Consider the following 17,598-nt stretch of genomic DNA (forward strand, 5'->3'; position numbering starts at 1 on the left):
GCCCTTGGCGGCAAACCCCCAGCCGTGGTCTATTGGCTGAGAAAAGAAGAAATCCAAACCGATCAGCAGGAGCAAAAAGTAGCTTAAATTATACCGAAATCTGTCCAAACATTGGGGAGTAGCTCACTCTTTCATCTGATGATAAAACGCCACTGCGGCGGGTGGACGGTCAAATTTGCCATAGACCTGAATGACGACTTGATTGCCCACCTGATCGGGGTAGTCGTCGTCCAACTGACCGCTCTCGATGTACTTGAGGTAGTCGTTGACCTTCTCTTGCAACTGCCAAAGGTGTTCATCATCAGGCTTCCCGCCGATCCACTCCAAATGGTCTATTATAATCAGGCGTGTCGTTTGGCCGGCCTGATCGACCTGAATGATGTCAATGGAATTCTGATCCAAGATGTTCATGGATTTGTGCTTTCGCAATTGAACAAGCACGTATCCCCAAAATCGCCGAGTAACATCTCGAGGAAGCCTCCAATTAGGCCACCAGCCAGCATGGTTAGTGGTGTTGCTATCAGCAATACACCAAAAAAACCGATACACAGTCCCATCAAGGGGTGGCGGTTGAACCAATTCCAAAAAACAGCGCTCAGACCATGCTCTCGCAGGCGTGGGGTGGGTACTTCGATTAGGCGAATTTGATCTAATTCAGACGGTTTCAGACAATCATCGTACCGAAGGCCAGTAATGGTGCCCATAGCGACAGCGGCTGCATCCAGCTTCTCTTCGTCGGTTTGTATTGCTTCCACGTAATCTCGAAGCGTTTGAGGTAAGTATTCTTTGCCTTCTACGATTAAAAAGTCGTGATGGCGTTCATCGCCAGATATGATGCGCCATTGTTGAGAACCTTTTGACAGGAACGCTGTGTCTCCGTAGCCAACGGCTTCGTTGATGTTCGTAATGACGACATCATCTTTCTTTGATATCGCCGCCACTCTCTCCGCTTCCCGAAGTGGAAAATCTTCATCGCTTATCTGCAAAATTGTCCAACCATTTTTGAGCTGGCCAGCCCAATTTGAGTTGGGAACTTTTTTTTGCTGTTCCGCTGCGCTTCAACCCAAGGTTTTCGATAATTAAATCGGGATCCGTCCGCGACATGATATATGCAGCGCGCACACCCATTAGCGCAGCTTTTCTTGTTTTTTGCAGTAACTAACAAAGGTCGCGAAGTTTAAGTCGGAGATGATCATGGGCGATGGAGATTAGTGGAGGGGAAATTCCCTTCGGAGAGAAGCTTTTTACGAAGGACATCAAACCCTTCGTCTCGCGCAAGATCGCGTTCCTCATCTGTCACGCCGATGAATTGTAGGATTTTGACTTTGCCAGAAGGTAGTTGAAAGCTGTTCGGGTAGCTTTCGGGGGCGTGTAAAATGACGTTGGTGACCGAGGTTCCTGCGTTGCCGTCTATTGGGATTCTAAGGGGGATTCTGTCATGAAGGTTAAGAGGGGGTTTTTCGCCAAAATGGCCCGACGACAGAAGGAGATCAAACGCGAGCATCCGTAACAAGAAACGTATTGCCCAATCACCTTTTTCTTGCGTTTCAATGGAGAATTCCACACCCGCACCGGAGGTTGCCGCTGATTGGTATTCACCTGGCGTAATGTCCCACGGGTTTGAGTGGCCAGATGTAACAAACAGCCAGCTTTTTCGTCTTTCGGTTGGGGCAAACTCAAAAACACCGTAGTGCAGCCAGCGTGGATCGATTTGGGCATTGGGGAAGGGCTGGAACGAATTCTGAGATAGCGGGAAAACACCTCTGGACTCGCCGCCGAAAATCTCAGGGTAGATTACATCTTCACGGTGAGCCCAAACAGTTTCTAAATCCATATCCATCCAGCACCCTTTCTGCTGCAAACAGCTTACTGAATCAACGCCAGAGGGCAACAACAGACCTTCGAAAATCAACAATCAATGGCAACTCTGTCCGCAGACTGTGAGTTCGTGCACCCTGAAAATTTGCGCCTGCAGCGAACGGCCGGTTCGACGGGCCGCACCGCAGCGGCGACATGTGTCGATGAACGTCCGCTTCGGGCCGACTCGCAACCCAAATTCCAAGAGGTCACCCGTCCAGAACCTTCAACGTAAGCTCAACAATCCTCTGAAAGCCCTTCCGTCCCGCAATTTCATATCCCTGAATGGCATATGCCTTGCGCTTTGCCTTGAAATGCTTCGCAGAGTCCTGCGCCAGTTTGTGCGCTTCCTCTAGCTCGCTTTTGCCCATTTGATATGCCGTGTATGCCAATCTCATCTGGAAGATCGTGGCACGACCGAATTCGGCGGCAAAAATGGCTGGCGTCTTGCCGGTGTAAGTTTGGAGAGTTGGGTTCGCGCCAGCAACAAGAAGAGCTTCAAAACATCGATCGGCTCCAACCTTGGCGGCTGAATGCAATGCTGTCCGACCAAGTGCGTCACGCGCATCAATATCCACATGGCGATCAATGAGGGCGTTTACCATGTCTACATCTTTTCGCTCGGCCGCCAGCATCAGCGCAGTCTGTTTCAAATAGTCCCGCGCATTCAGAACATCCGTGGGCAGCAAGCTTACTAGCTTCAAATGCGTTTCGGCCATCGAGTTAGCAAGTTCGACCGGATCTTTGTGGATTCCGGAATAGGTCGGCATTTGCCTCATTGCACGCACAAGATCCGGCACCATCTTTGATGTCACAGTGAAGAACGTGTCACCACGCACATCTCTTAGCTTGCGCTTAAGCTTGCCGCGAAAGTGCTTGATGAAACCGCGTAACTCCAACTCTGACGCACTGGAGAGAAGCAAACCAGCGTATGACCTAATGATGTCAGATTCCTGTTGAAGCGGCGCTTCGATTTCCACCCCTTCATAAGGGCGAACAATGTTCTCCCAGAACCAAGCCGCGTGATCGGCCGCCGCTAAGCGCATAGAGTAATCGATCGGGCCTTCGCCGAGCTTCCAGCGAGCAGCTACTTCAGGTTCAACTGACTTGCAAAGTAATCGAAAACTGCGTTCCGCACTGCGACGGCTGAACGCTTCCTGAGCAACCGCAAGTGAGAAGTTGAGCTTAGCGATATCCAGTTTCAGTGGGCCGATGGACCGTGCCAGACAGAGTTCGAGAGCCTTTTCAGCGTGTTCGCACGCGCCGTCAAAATTTCCTGACGAAATTTCGTTAAGGGCGCTAAGATAGGCGAGGTCCGGTTCAAACTCGGCAATGCCGGGCAATTTTCGAAGCTTTGCCAAGTGTGCTGCGACACGGTATTGGCGATCGGGTTCATTGCTTTTCTGGATTTCAATGCAGTGATCGATGGCTTCCTGAATCCTTTGTCGCTGTTCTACCAAGCTTCCGTTGAATGTCATTATCGCCGGCGACCTTAGCTTTAGATCTCGAAAAACATCGGGGAGCGTATCGTCGCACGGTACAGAACTTATTATTCCACTCAGGAAATCGGCTACCTGCTCTGTGGCCAGTAGCCTTCCGGACCCGTCTGGTGTAATCACACGAAACGGGCCTTCCTTTATCCAGAAAGGTAGAGCCTTAGCAAAAGCCTGATCGGCCGATGGCGGGTTGGCTGGGTCTGTCGCGACAGTAGCCTCGTGGCTCCACCTAAAAAGCTCGATCAATTGCAGCGCCTTGTTGCGCATAGGATCCGCGTCGTTCGGCTGAACACCTGGCGTCAAAAATCCAACGAGATCCTTGTAGCTTTGCTCGAGTGCACGCGCCCAAAGCAACAACGAGCGAAGCTGCGGTGTCGACAGATGAGCTTCGTCTGAACTCTTATATGAAAACTTATGATCGTCATTAAACCACTCCTTGATCCTGGAAATCGCTGGCGTCGTTCGGCCTGACTTCCAGTTGTCAAGGGTCCGTCTCCTTTCTTCATCGTACTCTCCCCAAAGCTGATCGAGAGGTCCTTCCACTTGCTTCAGCCACCAACTCAGAATTGCTTCGACCGGCAGGATCAAACGATTTGAGTTCGCAGTGTCTTGATGGGGCAAAAACCAAAGGCCTTCTTCAGGCATGCGAGGTAAAAGCGCTTCATCCTGACACCAGAAGCCCCACGTTCTGCCAAGGGCAGGCATAACGTCGAACGCAAGAAGCACCCAAAGTGCCTGCTGCGGATTTACCGAATATGTCCGCGTGTGGAGCTCTAACGCATCCAGAGACAGCCCAAGTCTCAAAGCTTGCTCAACAACATCGCCCCATAGGGTTGATGATTGCTCCAGACCCAACGCCTGCCTTAGCAAATCAAGCAACTCGAGCGTTCGGTCAGCCCCTCCCTCCAATCGCATCTCAAAATTTGCATAACGGCGGCGTTCGGAGTGCTGCCATTTCGGTGAGCCGAATAGCGACACAGCATAAAGGAGTGCGGAATGTGAAGTTGGAAGTTGAGCTTTCGGCAGAGTGTCGAGCATGGTCACACCTCAGCCTGTTGGCGGTGCAGCCTGGACAGCTCTGCCTTCACGTTCCGAAACGCCCGCCGATCACTCGGTGTTCGTGAGAAAACCAGTAATCCACCACCAGCCAGGAATAGCTTTGAGTGTTTTTTTCCAGAGACATAACGCGCCCCAGACTTCACTTCTTTTGCAATCACCTTGTTCAACTCCTTGTCTTTTGAATAATACACTTTGCACCTCGATAAGGGGATGGCGGCGCAACCACCATCCCAATCATTTCTTTCAGTAACTGTCGTAGCCGAGCCTTTTTTAGAAGCCTTTGTGCGTGCTGCGCGCGGCTGGCTAGAGGCTACTCTTTCCCCTTAGGCGGATTGTTTCCGCGGCCAGAACCAGATTTGTTTCCTGTGGTTGATGGGCCGTTCGTAGGGCGTGGATTTGCCATTTCTCTTTCCTTTTCTTTGATCCATTTTTTGCCTCGCAACTGAATGTTGCTTGGCATGAGGAAGAGATAATCGAAGCCGACCCCATCCGTGAGGAAATCGAGAATACAGTCGCAAAACTGATCATGAGGGAGACAATTGGCCTTAAGATCACGTCAAACAGCCAATTTACGCCTAGGTCCAGAGCAGTTCGCACGGCGAATGTCTGCTAAGCGGGCTGCATCTGCAGCGGTAGGTACCAGAGCTAGACGGCGGCTTGGGGCCGAGTAACTCACGGAAGAAAGGGTAGGGACCCATACTGCGGGGCTTCCGAGGTCTGCTAGTTGCCCTTGAGTACTTCACCAATCAAATGGTTCATAACCTCCTTGTAGACCTCCGGATCGCCCCCATAGGCGATCTCAAGAGCGGCGCGATCAAACGCGGCCGACAACAAATTAGTCAAAGCATCGATCTGTTTTGGTGAATGCTTAGGAAGAGCCCGCGAAAGCCCTTCACGAAGTTCCTCTGTTCCATTGGCCCGGGTCAACGCGACAGCGGTGCTGTGCCCTAATACCGCTGGGGCCTCTTCCATCAGGAGGCGCACCCGACCTGGAACCAACATCGCATCAAAAAAGGCATTCGATCCTGCCATCATGGCCTGTTCGGGATCGGCCACATTGCGCGTTTCCTGGTCAATATGGTGTGAGATTGCTTTGGCCTCCTCTTCTGCGACGGCGCGGAAAAGGTCAGCCTTGTCCTTGAAATGATGATACAGCGCGCCGCGGGTGACGCTGGCTTTACGTACGATGTCTGGGGTTGCAGTGTCGGCAAATCCCGAATCCACAAACAATTTGCGGGCAGCCTCTACGAGTTTGGCACGCGTTTCGGCGCGTCGGTCTGCCTGGCTGCGTCGGGCGGGTTTTTCTGGGGGCAAATTTAACGGCTCCGAATATCACTACAAGCACCTTACATACATCTTGCATGTATTTGCAAATTGATGATACATACAAAGTGCATGTAAGTTAAGGAGATCAAAAATGCGTGTCACTCAATATTATCCGGTCATTCAGTCTGAGACGGTTTCTGAGACGGCAGAGTTCTATAAACGTCACTTTGGCTTCCGCGCAGCGTTCGAGGCGGATTGGTATGTGCATCTACAAAGTGAAGCGGATCCGTCGGTCAATCTCGCGATCGTCCAGTCGGACCACGAGACGATCCCGGAGGTTTCCCGCGGTGCGTCTAAGGGCATGATCCTCAATTTTGAAGTCGAGGATGTCGACAAAGTGGATGAACGACTTCGGTCGGAAGGAGTTCCGGTGGCAAAGTCACTTGTGAGCGAGCCGTTTGGCCAACGCCATGCGATATATCGCGATCCAAACGGGGTACTGATTGATGTTATCACTCAGATCCCACCCTCAGAGGAATTCCTGTCTCAATATGCAGCCGACGCGGTACCGTCGTAATTCAGGGTGCCGGATGGCCAGGTTGGTTCGAAGCAGTTGGAACGATTTGCCCGCGTGTAAAGCGACCAATTCTGGACAGATCAGTGGCCTTTGCCGAGTTGGCCACCTTTGGTACTGGGGCGGCCTTATTATCTGTGCCCATGTTCGAACGCTACACCGAACACGGCCGCCTGATACAACCCTTCAGTGAAGCCGTTAACGCTGGTAAATATTGCTTCGCCTAGCCTTCGGATCGCCCCGCAACGGATGCTATGGGTAAATTTGCAGAATGGCTGACCGCCAACGGAGCCACTGAATTAAGTGATTTCACGGACCAGAACCGCGCAAATTGATCTGCATCAATATTTGGACCGCAAACGAGAGTTATGGCGAACGGAAGCAGTTTGGATGAAGTCGCGGTGACAAAAGAAAAAGTTGGCCGAGTTGTCTGGCACGATCTTTTCACGCCTGATGTGGAAGCTTCCAGGTCATTTTACGAAAGCGTGGCAGGTTGGAGCTATATTGTCGAACACGCCACAGATTTCGCATGGGGCGGCGGCCATCGAGATTTTGTCCTCGCTACTCTCGATGGAGAGGCAGGGGCCGGGGTCGTTTCTCAAAATCAGGTGTCCTTTGAAGGCTGGATTCCTTATATTGAGGTCGAAGACGTAGATCAGGCTGCCAAGCTCGCCGCCCATCTCAAAGGATCGGTAGTGAAACCGCCCTTTGAAGTTCCAGGGGTTGGTCAGAACTGCCTCTTGCGTGATCCGCTTGGCGCGTTCTTCGGTATATCTGTTTCGCGTCACGACTATCCTGTCCCCGCTCGTCAGTTTACGCACGAACACTACCTATCTCGCGGCGGCGCATTCCCGGACAACTTCTACCACCAAATGTTCGGATGGAATCTCTCACCTGCTAGAAACGTACCTTCGTCACAGAGACTGATTAGTTTGAATAAGGACGTGTTGGCGATATGTGCAGCGGAACCTGCAGCTCCCAACAACAACGTTGCGTGGGCGCCGGGTGTTCGCGTCCAATTTCTCGAAAACGCGCTCAGCAAGATCAACTCAGGCTCAGGTTCCGTGCTTGCTCGTCATCAGAAAAATAAAAATACTTTTGAGAAGGGTCTGGTATGCGATGCAACTGGGGCATTGTGCTGTGTCGTCCAGAATTGATGCTCGGTCGCAAGGTTCGCAGTCTATTGTCTATAACGGCATCCTCAAGTGGGTCAAAAATCTCAAATCCGATCTTGGTGCTAGCTTTCGCAATCGCAGCGAATACAGGAAAGCGTGCCGCTACCGTCGTGTAAGAGAACTATGCTTAAGGTTCGGGTTGGGGCGATCGCACTTGATAGTTGTTGGAATTGCACACATACAACATCCTGATGAGAGTCGGCGTGGATTGGGTTTGTGAAGTAGGGCCGGCTAATCGAGAAATTCGTCGATGGTCGAGGCGACATCAACCGCGGTTTTTACATCGGACATGCTGGTGTTCTCAAAGGCGCTGCCGCTTTCAACACCTGGCCTGAGCCTCTCATAAATGGATAGGATTTCCTCTTCCAGTTTGGTCGGCTTTTCTTCGGACCAGCTGGCCTTGGTTTTTGCGATGTCCGTTGCGAGTTTCATAAGATCAAGGCGCTGAGGCAGAGTTAGCATTGGTTGGTTCCGGGTCTGTTTGCGATGTCAGGACCAGCCTACGCACAGTGGTCGAACGGGCAGAGTGAGTCACCGTTAAATTCCTGACGGCCGGACCTCAGTCCAGCGCCCCGGTTGCGCGCAGCGCCTCAGTCATTTTCTGTGAGATGTCAGATGGCACATGCCAGATCGCGTAGAGCGTCTGGATAAAACGGTCAACATCGGGAATGTTGGTCTTCAGGGCCAACAGGGTTGAATCCAGGTCGGCGTCCGGTTCCGTGTAAGGGATGCACATAAGCTCAAGCACTTCAGAACCATTCCACATGCCACCACCGACTTTGCGCGCCGCTGAACGCGCGCCGCTGTAATCATCTTTCATGAAACAGATCAGGAACGTGCTTGCGTGGTACCAGCCGGGCGGGTTGGGGCTCAGCTCGATCGCGCGGGCGCTCAGTCTCGCGGCCTGTTCAAGATCGCCGCGCAACGCAAAGCAGGCCGCCAGATCGGCCAACATGTCTGGATAATTCGGATTGGCCCGCAATGCTTTAGCGGCCGCTTCTTCAAAGCTTTCGAACTCTCCACGATGAAAATGGGTCAAAAACAACGCGTGCTGGCCGGTTGCGTTCAGCGGATCCAGAGCGACCGACCGCTGTGCGGCCTCCAGCGCGCGATCAAAGGGCGGGGGGGACTTGCGAAAATTGAACCCGCCGCGCAGTTCGTCGCCGTAGACAATCGCGAGCATCCCCCAGGCGCCGGCATATTCGGGATCAATCTCAACGGCGCGCTCCAGCAGGTCGCGGACCTTCTTGTGTTTTTTAACCGTGGGTTCACGCCAGTATTCGGTGGCCAGCAACCTGCACTGATAGGCATCCAGCGTGTGCGTCTGTGCCCTGCGCTGCACTGCACCTGTTCGATGGATCACTCCGTGGGGTTCCGCGATTTCCGTGGCGATCCGGGCGGCGATATCGTCCTGAATTTCAAATAGGCTGTCCGCGCTCAGGTCGCGGTCATAAGTGTCCGCGGAAACCTGTTGGCCGGTTTCCGCGTCAATAAGCTGGGCGGTGACGCGCAGCTTGTTGTCCCAATGTCGCACGCTGCCTTCGACCAGATATTGGACGTCGAGTTCGCTTCCGACCGCGCGCGGATCGCGGCCGCGGCCGCGAAAGCGAAAGGTGACGTGCCGGGACAGCACGCTCACCTCGCGAAACCGGGCGATGGCCGAGATGATTTCCTCGGTAAACCCATCGGCCAGATATTCCTGCGACGGGTCTCCGCTCAAGTTGTCAAAGGGCATCACGGCCACCGCGACCCGTCCGGTTGCCGCCGGGGGCGTTTCGGCATCGGTCCGGCGTTCGGGGTCAAACGCGATCTCAAAAACCGGGGCGTAGGACCCCTTGGGAATATGTATTCGAACCGGGTCCTCGCGCCCTTCCTGAGCGTAATAGAGATCCAGCCGGCTGCGCATTTTATTGGCCTGAACCCGAACGATCGTGTCGATGGTGGGGTCGAAATCCTCCGGCTTGTCGAAAACGTCAATGCCGATTGCATAGCCTTTCAGCGTCTCGGACCGACCCGCTAGCGCTTCGCCGACAATATGCGACAGAAAGCGGTTCAGGCGCGTGGTATCCGCGAAATGCGGACTGACGAGGACGCGCTTCAACTGTTCCTGAATAGCGCTTGGATCGATGGCAGAGCTTACTTCGGCAAGCATGTTTCCCTCCGTCGCTCAACTTTGTCCGATGACGAGCAGCGCCACAAGACAGCGCGACGGTTTAACCGTGACTCACTCGGATGCGGGCCGTGGATCTGCGAGGGTCTGGGCCATGGCGCTCAAAAGAGCCCAGCAAACATATGACCCATGAAAGGACTGAACCATGACAACATTTTCCGAATTCGTACAGAAAGCCAAAGACGACTATACCCGTGTCGAGGACGAGCTGAAATCGTTCGAACAGAAGGTCAAGGACGCGGGCGACGCGACCGACAAGTGGACCCAGGAGCAGGTGACAAAGCTGCAATCCGATCTGCAGGAAGCAAAAGACAAGGTCACTGACCTTGCCGATCGCATCCAGAAAGAAGGCGAAGACGCTGTGACGGACGCGCATGATCAGGCGAAGAACCATTGGGAAGCCTTGCACGCCGCCGTTGCCGCCTATCGCGATCATCTCGACAAGTCGGTCGCCTGACCCTGATCCTGGAGGTCGACATGACTGATTCAGTTAATGAAACCGTGCCGAAACCCGCGCTCATGGAAGAGGTCGCCGGTTGGCAGCCTCGACCGGTCTGGCTGATTGTGCTCGGCGTCGCCATGCTCTGTGTAGGGCTGTGCGCCGTAGCCTTCCCGCTGATGTCCACGCTCGCTGTCGAAGCCTTTGTCGGCGTGGCCCTGCTGGGCGGAGGCATCGTCACAGCGATTCAGGCATTTGCGGAAAAGGCGTGGAAAGGGTTCTTCTGGCTGTTGGCCATCGGTGTTCTGAACGCGCTTGCGGGGCTTGTTCTGTTGCTTGATCCGTTCGGCGGCGTTCTGGCACTGACCCTTGCGCTTGGCGCGGTTTTTCTGGCCGAAGGTGTGTTGCGGATCGTAATTGCCATTCGGTCGCGTCAGGAGCGGCCCATGGCGCTGATGATTGCGTCCGGCGCGATGGCCATCCTGCTTGGCGGCCTGATCCTGACCGGTATCGTCAATGGCTCGTCCCTTGTTCTGCTGGGGGTTCTTGCCGGCCTGAACCTGATTTTCGCCGGTGTGTCCCTGATGTCTTTGGGGCTGTCGCAGCGGTCCTCGGCGCATGGGGGTCCACAAGCTTAAGCGTGTCCTGGCAGACCCGGAATGGCAGGGGCATCTGATGCTCCTGCTTTCCGTTTTCACAGCGCCGCTATTTTCCTTGCCAGGTGCTTGCTGCCCGAGTGTCTTCAAACAGCCAGACCATGCGGTCCAGAAACCACAGCTTCCCACCCATAACCAGCAGCAACCCCAGAAGCGTCGGCCAGAATTGAAGCTGCCAAAGCCCCCAGACCAAGGGGCCGCTTCCGACCGCGCTGACTGCGGCCAGAATAAGAGTCATCCGGCGGTGCCTTGCAGGGATCGGCGATTTCGCGCGCGCAAGCCAGATCCGCTCCCCAAGTACACCTTTGGACATCCAGTTTTCCGGATTGCCCGTTTTGCGGAAGGCGCGGGGGTTCCACCATGTCCAGAATACAACAACAACGACCTGAACAAGGCACCACCAGCCCAGCCAAACCCGGCTCCAGACGGCCAGAACGAACAGGGGCGGGATGCTCAGGCGGCTCCAGCCGCTCCAAGGGTTGGTGTGCCGGTCCCAGACGTCGTCGGACATCGTCATGAGCTGTTCCAGAATGCTGCGATCGGTCATCGAACCCTCTTCCGAAGCTGGATCGCAATTATGGCCGTTTCTGCCCGTGTCGGCCAGAGCGGCAGGCAACGCGCGCAGCCCTGGCCAAAGGCATCAAAGACCGGAGATATCCACATACACCCGGTAATCCGCGATCCTGTCCTCGCGAAAGTTGAACCGTGCAGCAAAGCGCACGTCGTGCGTGCTTTGGTCCTTGCGCGTATAGTGAACGGTGCCGTCGCAGAACGCAGTATCGCCGCTGGACCAGATGCCGGTGATGGTATGTTGCATACCCTGGATCGTGGCAAAGAACCCTGCGTTCGCGGCTTGCACGGCTGTGCGCCCGTCAATCTGTTCGAAATTGCCAAGCTGGAACTGCACGTCTTCGGTGACATGCTCGACAACGCCTGCTTCGTCCAGCGCGTCAACAGCGGTGTAAAGGGATGCGATCCGGGGCGCGTGGGCCGCTGTGGTGGGGGCAGTGATTTGCATGTTTTGGTTTCCTTTTCTGTTTGAAAGTTATCGGTGGGTCTAAGTCTGGTTGGCCTGTGACCGACGGTGCAGGACCGGCGGGAGTTTCAGGTGACCGTTGGTGACGGCTAGCCCAAGGAACAGGATTGCGAGGGACCCCAGCAGCCCAAGGCCAAGAGGTTCCCGAAAGACAATTGCCCCGATTGCGATGCCGGAAAGCGTGGCAAAATAGCCGACCGGGGCGAACCCAACGCCATCCGTGCGCCGCTGTACTTCGAAGGTCAGCGCATAGCTGAGCGCAGTGATGGATCCGATGCCGAAGATTGCGCCAAGCAGGGCAGGGGGCACCGAGACGTCGCTGATTGTGGTGCCGCGTCCCAGTATTAGGGCGGAAATCAGCAACAGCTGTGACAGAAGCGTTCCGGTCGCCAGCCCCAACGGATCGCCGCCGGGCGGGTAGGCATAGCTGCGAAAGACGTTGCCGCAGGCCAGAAACAAGGGCCCCAAAAGCGACAGGGCAATCCACGCCGGCTCGACTCCCGACAGGTCAAACCCACCCATGGTGGCAAGGCTGACCCCGGCAAGGCCGATCAGAATACCAACCAGGCGGTGCAACGGCAGCATCCTGCGCGCGATCAGTGCCGTTATCGCAAAGGTAAACAGCGGTGACAGCGTGACGAGGGCGGAATAGAACCCAAGGCTCACATGCTCCAGCACCAGAAACCCGATCACAGCGGGGCCGCTGACACCGAAAACTCCGGCGCCGACATAATAGGGAATGTGCCGCGCGTTGAGCGCCACGCGCTTCTGCGACAGCAAACACAACGCCAACAGCGCGATGCTGGCCAGCAAAACCTGCCAGAACAAAGCGGTCAGAGCTGATATTCCTGCCATCGAGACGAATTTGGACAAAGTGAAACTGACCCCCACCAGGACACCGATGGCCAAGATCAGCGCGGATACAGGGGATCTTCTGACAATATCAGGCATCACGCGGCCCCCATTTCCGGCACATCGGTTAAGCGCAGAGAAGCCAGGCCGATCGGGATAATTCCGCTGGGGTTGATGTGCCGATGGCTGAGGAAGTAGTGCTGACGGATATGGGCCATGTCCACAGTGTCAGCCACGCCCGGCAACCGCATGATGTCGGCCAGATAGCGGGACAGGGCAACATAGTCGCTGATGCGTTTGTAGTCGGTCTTGAAGTGGGTCACATAGACCGGGTCAAACCGCAGAAGTGTCGGAAACAGCTTCAGGTCAACCTCTGTCAGCACGTCTCCGGCTAGGAACCGGCGTTGGCCAAGCGTTTCTTCAATCGCGTCGAGGCAGGCAAAGAGCGCCGTTACGGCCTCGCCATACGCGATCTGGCTGGTTGCAAACCCGGCGCGATAGACGCCTTCGCGGATCGGTGACTGAATTTGTTCGGCGATCCGGTCGATTTCGTCGCAAAGATGGGACGGGCGAAGATCGGGTCCCGCAGCATCGAGAAATTCCGTCTGAAGCATGCGCATGATCTCGGCCGATTCGGTGCTGACGATCCGGCCCGTAACCTTGTCCAGTAGCACAGGCACGCTGATCGGACCCGTGTAATCCGGCTTGGCGTGCTGATAGACTTCGTAAAGGAAGCGGGTGCGTTCTACACCGCTTTGATCGTTGAACAGCGTCTGGTCGATGACCCAGCCGTTTTCCGACATGACCGGGTCCATCCATGTGATGCTGAACGCATTGCGTAAGCCTTTCAAAGTTAGAATCAGATCGATGCCATGACACCAGGGGCAGGCTTTGGACAGGTAAAGGTGGTACCGGCAGGGCGTGTTCGGAAACGCGGCGCCCGGTTGCACGCTGATGTGGCTCGTGAATGGGCTTTGCAGGCGGTGAAAACGACCGTCCGAGGCGAGCGGTCTGTCACGCAGAACTCCGTTGATAAGCATCATGGGCATGGCAGCCTCCGGCGTTAACAGGACATGCAGATACCTATTAGGCTTTCTATTTGATGATAATCGTGTGAATTTGAAACTTATAGGTGAGAAAAATTCGCCCAAAGGATCGCAAAACATGACTGAAATTAGCGCTATCCCCGTTTTTGTTGCTGTGGCGGACCATGGCGGGTTCGCAGCCGCCGCCCGGCATCTGGGTCTTACAAAATCAGCGGTCAGCAAGCGGATCGGCGTGCTGGAGGCCCATCTGGGAACGCAGCTCTTTCATCGGTCGACGCGGTCCATTTCCCTTACCGAGGCGGGCGAAATCTATCTGGCCCACGCGGCGCAGGCGCTTGACGCAGCGCAGGACGCCGAAGACGCAGTTGCGGCGTTGCAGGGGCAACCGGTTGGATTACTAAGGCTCAGTACACCCATGTCCTTTGGACAACTGCATGTTGCGCCTATGATTGCTGCATTCCTCAGGCAATATCCGGGGATCAGAATTGACCTGACGATGGATGACAAATTTGTCGATCTCGTCGAAGGGGGCATCGACGTGGCTTTACGCGCCGGAACGTTGCCGAACTCGGCCCTGATCGCACGCAAACTCGCCCCGATCCACAGCGTGATTGTCGCTGCGCCGGATTATCTTGCGCAGTCCGGAACGCCAGAGATACCCGAGGATCTTCTGTCACACACCTGCCTTCACTACGCCTATTCGCGCGACGCTTCGGAATGGCGCTTAGCCGGTCCCGCGGGCGACGTGCGCGTTCAGACATCCGGTGTTCTGCGCGTAAACAATAGTGAGGCCCTGTGCACCGCGCTGCTTGACGGGCTTGGCATAGGTCGCCTGCCGACCTTTATCGCCGGAGCCCACCTGTCTAGTGGCCGTCTGGTCAGGGTGCTGCCCGACTATCGTCTGCCTGAACAGGCGTTGTACGCCGTCTTTCCTGAACGAAAGCACATGCCAGCGAAAGTTCGCGCGTTTTTGGATTTCGTCGTGGAACGCATCGGGCACGACGCACCCTATTGGGATTTGGATGCAGGTCCGCTTTAGGGACAAGGGCCGATGATACTCTAACATTAAACCTGGACCGACCAAGAACACCCAAAGTGCGGGGCAGTCCGGCAATGTCTTCTTCGGGGAATGCTGTAGTGCAGAGTCGGATATTCTTGAACGGCTGGATTGGGCCGGTTAGTCTTGATAGTTATTTATCCGAGCTGCAGAAGCTGCAGCCGCCAATGGCCTCAAGTTCCAAATGTTCTCGGGTTTTAGCAATTATAAGATTGGTCATTCTGTTTCTGACGACCGAGCCCACAAATTGATATCTTCTTCCGAACTGATTGCATCGATCCTTGCCAACTCTTCATCACTGAAGGCGAGGTTATCGACTACGCCTGCGCAATCTACGATCTGACCCGGCCGGGACGCACCAATAAGCGCGGTCGTTACGCGTCCGCCTCTTAACACCCAGGCCAGGGCCATTTGCGCCAGAGTTTGCCCGCGTGCCTCAGCCATGTCGTTCAGAGCACGCACACTTGCCAGAGATCGCTCGTTGATCATGCCATCAAGTAGCGACTTCCCTTGTGTAGCACGGCTGCCATCCGGAATATCGCGCAGGTACTTTGACGTTAGAATGCCTTGTGCCAGCGGCGTGAACGCAATCGATCCTACCCCAAGATCGTTCAGGGTATCGAGCAAACCGTCCCGCTCCACCCAACGGTTGAGCAGATTGTAAGAAGGCTGGTGAATCAGGCAAGGTGTGCCAAGGTCGTTGAGAATCTTCACCGCCTCGCGTGTGCGTTGGGAGTTGTAGCTCGAGATACCTGCGTAGAGCGCGCGACCCGACCGTACGATATGATCCAACGCGCCCATCGTCTCTTCGAGCGGCGTGTCGGGGTCAAAGCGGTGGGAATAAAAGATGTCGACGTAATCAAGCCCCATGCGCGCGAGTGATTGGTCACAGGACGCGATCATGTACTTGCGCGACCCCCATTCTCCGTAGGGTCCCGGCCACATGTCGTAGCCTGCTTTGGAGGAAATGATCAATTCATCCCTGTAGCCCGCGAAATCAGTTCTTAGGATTTCGCCAAATGCCTCTTCTGCCGATCCGGGTGGTGGACCGTAGTTGTTCGCCAGATCAAAATGAGTGATCCCATGGTCGAATGCGGTCCGACACATTGCTCGCTTGTTTTCGTGCGTCGAGTCCGCACCGAAATTATGCCACAGGCCCAAGCTGACAACAGGAAGCTTCACACCCGACCGCCCACATCGCCGATAAACCATTCGCTCATAGCGGTTCGGCTCCGGGGTGTAAGGAATGGGTTTTGGCTTTGGTGGTCGTTGAGCTTTGGTCATGCGCTTATAATCAATGGAATGTTGGGCCTGTCAAACGGATCAACTCCGGTAAGATCGACACGAGATTCTGCGCGTCCTAGATGGGTGTTTATGGTTAGTCTTACTCCAGCACCAATGTCTTACGGTTTAATCGATTGCGTTCGGTACCGCCGCATAGACGCCGCGAAAGTCTGCAATGCGGGCTGCAACCGCAGCATCAATATGGCGGGTTGGATGTCGGCTCTGGGCCGGGAATTTGTCCGTTTCGTCAATTTGCGGAATTGGCGACATAAGAAGAGGGTTCGGTACCAACTCTTCGTTCAGTAAGAAACTCTGCAACAGATCCGTGCAGCAAGCATGTCCTTCCATGCAAAGTAAGACGCTTTCGGAGTTCGCTTCATTGAACTGAAATCTACATCAACCAGGCCAAAGCGTTTTTCATACCCCAATGCCCATTCATAATTGTCCAGTAGGGACCACACAAAGTACCCCTTAACCGGAACCCCTTCGCCCAAGGCGACCTGGACTGCCGACAAGTGTTGATCCAGATAGTCGATACGGTCATCGTCTTGTTGACGCTCGGGGCTGGCCATACCGTTTTCGGTCACGAAGATCGGCAGGTCGCCGGTGTATTCACGTGCTGCTCGGATCAGGAACCTGCTCAGCGCGGTGGGGTCGATTTCCCAACCCATTTGGGTCTTCGGCAGAGGGCCGGGAACCTCAGCGAGACTTGGCCACGCGGTTTCCGCGGGCGCAATAAGTTTCCGGGTGTAGTAGTTCAGTCCACACCAGTCTACGGGTGCTCCAATGGTATCGAAATCATCTTGCCAGCCCGACGGAAGGTGGGGCTCCAGCCCCTCAAGAACATTCTCGGGATAGGCCTTGTTGAACACGCCGCCCAGAAAGAACCGGTTGTATATTCCGTCATACAGAGCGGCGGCCTGTTGTGCCTCGGCGCTGTCATCGGCGGGTTCGGCCCATTCCAGATTGAATACGCCGCCCAGGTTAGACATGCCCAACCCACGCATCGTCTGAATGGCCTGACCATGGGCCAGCAGAACGTGATGCATAGCGCGCGCCGTGGCTCGAATATCGCGCAGCCCGGGAGCGTGGTGCCCTTCGAAATGGCTCAACCAACTGACACACCACGGTTCATTGATGGGGGCGACGCTGTACATTCGGTCGCCAATCCGTCCCATGATGACCTCAGTGAAATCGGAAAACCAACCGGCAATATCCCGGTTGCGCCAACCGCCCAAGTCGGCCAGGGGCGACGGCAGTTCCCAGTGATACAGTGTCGCGCACGGACGGATGCCACGCTCCAAAAGCGCGTCGGTCAGGCGATCATAAAAATCCAATCCCGCCTGATTAACAGGTCCGCGCCCCTCGGGCATCACACGCGCCCAGCTGGTTGAGAAGCGATAGCAATCGAATCCCGCGTCGCGCACAAGATCAAGATCCTGTTCAAACCGGTTCAGGTGATCACAGGCCAGATCGCCGTTTTCTCCCCGCACTACATTTCCGGGTGTCGCTGCAAACGTATCCCAATGTGTCGAACCGGCGCCGCCTTGGGCATGGCCTTCGATCTGGTAAGCAGAGGTGGCGACTCCGAAATGGAAGTCATTGGGGAAATCGCTGCGCGTATGTTTCAT

At 55.1% G+C, this 17,598-nt stretch carries 18 protein-coding genes; 5 read left to right on the forward strand and 13 right to left on the reverse strand.

The features are described 5' to 3' along the window. Positions 1–123: 123 nt before the first annotated feature. The 5 genes from ACR0AD_RS19135 to ACR0AD_RS19155 all read right to left on the reverse strand — a co-directional run bounded on the left by ACR0AD_RS19135 (position 124) and on the right by ACR0AD_RS19155 (position 5,726). Positions 124–411: a DUF6572 domain-containing protein gene (locus tag ACR0AD_RS19135; RefSeq protein ID WP_480489024.1), complete on the reverse strand. Its 288-nt coding sequence runs from the start codon at positions 409–411 to the stop codon at positions 124–126. Beyond that, the gene (locus tag ACR0AD_RS19140) at positions 408–986 is read right to left on the reverse strand and encodes a hypothetical protein (protein WP_480489026.1); all 579 of its coding nucleotides are present in this window, start codon (positions 984–986) and stop codon (positions 408–410) included. The genes ACR0AD_RS19135 and ACR0AD_RS19140 overlap by 4 nt, the downstream gene beginning before the upstream one ends. A gap of 206 nt (positions 987–1,192) precedes the next feature. Then, on the reverse strand, positions 1,193–1,840 hold the full coding sequence (locus ACR0AD_RS19145; protein WP_480489028.1) for a suppressor of fused domain protein: 648 nt from the start codon (positions 1,838–1,840) through the stop codon (positions 1,193–1,195). 226 nt (positions 1,841–2,066) lie between these two features. Next, on the reverse strand, positions 2,067–4,391 hold the full coding sequence (locus ACR0AD_RS19150; protein ID WP_480489029.1) for an ankyrin repeat domain-containing protein: 2,325 nt from the start codon (positions 4,389–4,391) through the stop codon (positions 2,067–2,069). A 741-nt stretch (positions 4,392–5,132) separates the two neighbouring features. Beyond that, positions 5,133–5,726, reverse strand: a complete 594-nt coding sequence (locus ACR0AD_RS19155; RefSeq protein ID WP_480489031.1) for a TetR/AcrR family transcriptional regulator — start codon at positions 5,724–5,726, stop codon at positions 5,133–5,135. 103 nt (positions 5,727–5,829) lie between these two features. On the opposite strand from ACR0AD_RS19155, the gene ACR0AD_RS19160 reads away from it, so the two are divergent. Further along, positions 5,830–6,255, forward strand: a complete 426-nt coding sequence (locus tag ACR0AD_RS19160; RefSeq protein WP_170728043.1) for a VOC family protein — start codon at positions 5,830–5,832, stop codon at positions 6,253–6,255. 383 nt (positions 6,256–6,638) lie between these two features. Further along, positions 6,639–7,409, forward strand: a complete 771-nt coding sequence (locus tag ACR0AD_RS19165) for a VOC family protein (protein WP_480489033.1) — start codon at positions 6,639–6,641, stop codon at positions 7,407–7,409. Between the two features lie 249 nt (positions 7,410–7,658). Here ACR0AD_RS19165 and ACR0AD_RS19170 read toward each other — a convergent pair whose 3' ends face one another. Both ACR0AD_RS19170 and ACR0AD_RS19175 read right to left on the reverse strand, forming a co-directional pair. Next, positions 7,659–7,889 (reverse strand): hypothetical protein, encoded by a 231-nt coding sequence (locus ACR0AD_RS19170; protein ID WP_480489035.1) that lies wholly within the window; start codon positions 7,887–7,889, stop codon positions 7,659–7,661. Positions 7,890–7,986: 97 nt separating this feature from the next. Beyond that, on the reverse strand, positions 7,987–9,579 hold the full coding sequence (locus ACR0AD_RS19175) for a tetratricopeptide repeat protein (RefSeq protein ID WP_170683955.1): 1,593 nt from the start codon (positions 9,577–9,579) through the stop codon (positions 7,987–7,989). Positions 9,580–9,742: 163 nt separating this feature from the next. Between ACR0AD_RS19175 and ACR0AD_RS19180 the strand changes: the two genes are divergently transcribed. Then, positions 9,743–10,054, forward strand: coding sequence for a hypothetical protein (locus ACR0AD_RS19180; protein WP_170451072.1), 312 nt, complete (start codon positions 9,743–9,745; stop codon positions 10,052–10,054). A 20-nt stretch (positions 10,055–10,074) separates the two neighbouring features. Next, entirely contained in the window at positions 10,075–10,674 is a 600-nt protein-coding gene (locus ACR0AD_RS19185) for an HdeD family acid-resistance protein (protein WP_170451070.1), read from the forward strand. Between the two features lie 67 nt (positions 10,675–10,741). Here the strand turns inward: ACR0AD_RS19185 and ACR0AD_RS19190 are convergent, their stop codons facing one another. The 4 genes from ACR0AD_RS19190 to ACR0AD_RS19205 form a co-directional block, all read right to left on the reverse strand. Continuing rightward, on the reverse strand, positions 10,742–11,239 hold the full coding sequence (locus tag ACR0AD_RS19190) for a DUF6653 family protein (protein ID WP_480489038.1): 498 nt from the start codon (positions 11,237–11,239) through the stop codon (positions 10,742–10,744). 93 nt (positions 11,240–11,332) lie between these two features. Beyond that, the gene (locus ACR0AD_RS19195; RefSeq protein WP_170511100.1) at positions 11,333–11,710 is read right to left on the reverse strand and encodes a nuclear transport factor 2 family protein; all 378 of its coding nucleotides are present in this window, start codon (positions 11,708–11,710) and stop codon (positions 11,333–11,335) included. Between the two features lie 39 nt (positions 11,711–11,749). Continuing rightward, entirely contained in the window at positions 11,750–12,679 is a 930-nt protein-coding gene (locus ACR0AD_RS19200) for a DMT family transporter (protein ID WP_480489040.1), read from the reverse strand. Continuing rightward, on the reverse strand, positions 12,679–13,629 hold the full coding sequence (locus ACR0AD_RS19205; protein ID WP_480489042.1) for a glutathione S-transferase family protein: 951 nt from the start codon (positions 13,627–13,629) through the stop codon (positions 12,679–12,681). The genes ACR0AD_RS19200 and ACR0AD_RS19205 overlap by 1 nt, the downstream gene beginning before the upstream one ends. Before the next feature lie 115 nt (positions 13,630–13,744). On the opposite strand from ACR0AD_RS19205, the gene ACR0AD_RS19210 reads away from it, so the two are divergent. Further along, positions 13,745–14,665, forward strand: coding sequence for a LysR family transcriptional regulator (locus ACR0AD_RS19210; protein WP_480489043.1), 921 nt, complete (start codon positions 13,745–13,747; stop codon positions 14,663–14,665). Between the two features lie 234 nt (positions 14,666–14,899). On the opposite strand, the gene mgrA is transcribed toward ACR0AD_RS19210, so the two are convergent. Together mgrA and ACR0AD_RS19220 are read right to left on the reverse strand one after the other, a co-directional pair. Continuing rightward, positions 14,900–15,931, reverse strand: coding sequence for an L-glyceraldehyde 3-phosphate reductase (mgrA, locus tag ACR0AD_RS19215; RefSeq protein ID WP_480489078.1), 1,032 nt, complete (start codon positions 15,929–15,931; stop codon positions 14,900–14,902). A gap of 335 nt (positions 15,932–16,266) precedes the next feature. Continuing rightward, positions 16,267–17,598, reverse strand: coding sequence for a GH1 family beta-glucosidase (locus tag ACR0AD_RS19220; RefSeq protein WP_480489045.1), 1,332 nt, complete (start codon positions 17,596–17,598; stop codon positions 16,267–16,269).

This window comes from Ruegeria sp. BH8, from assembly GCF_056538065.1.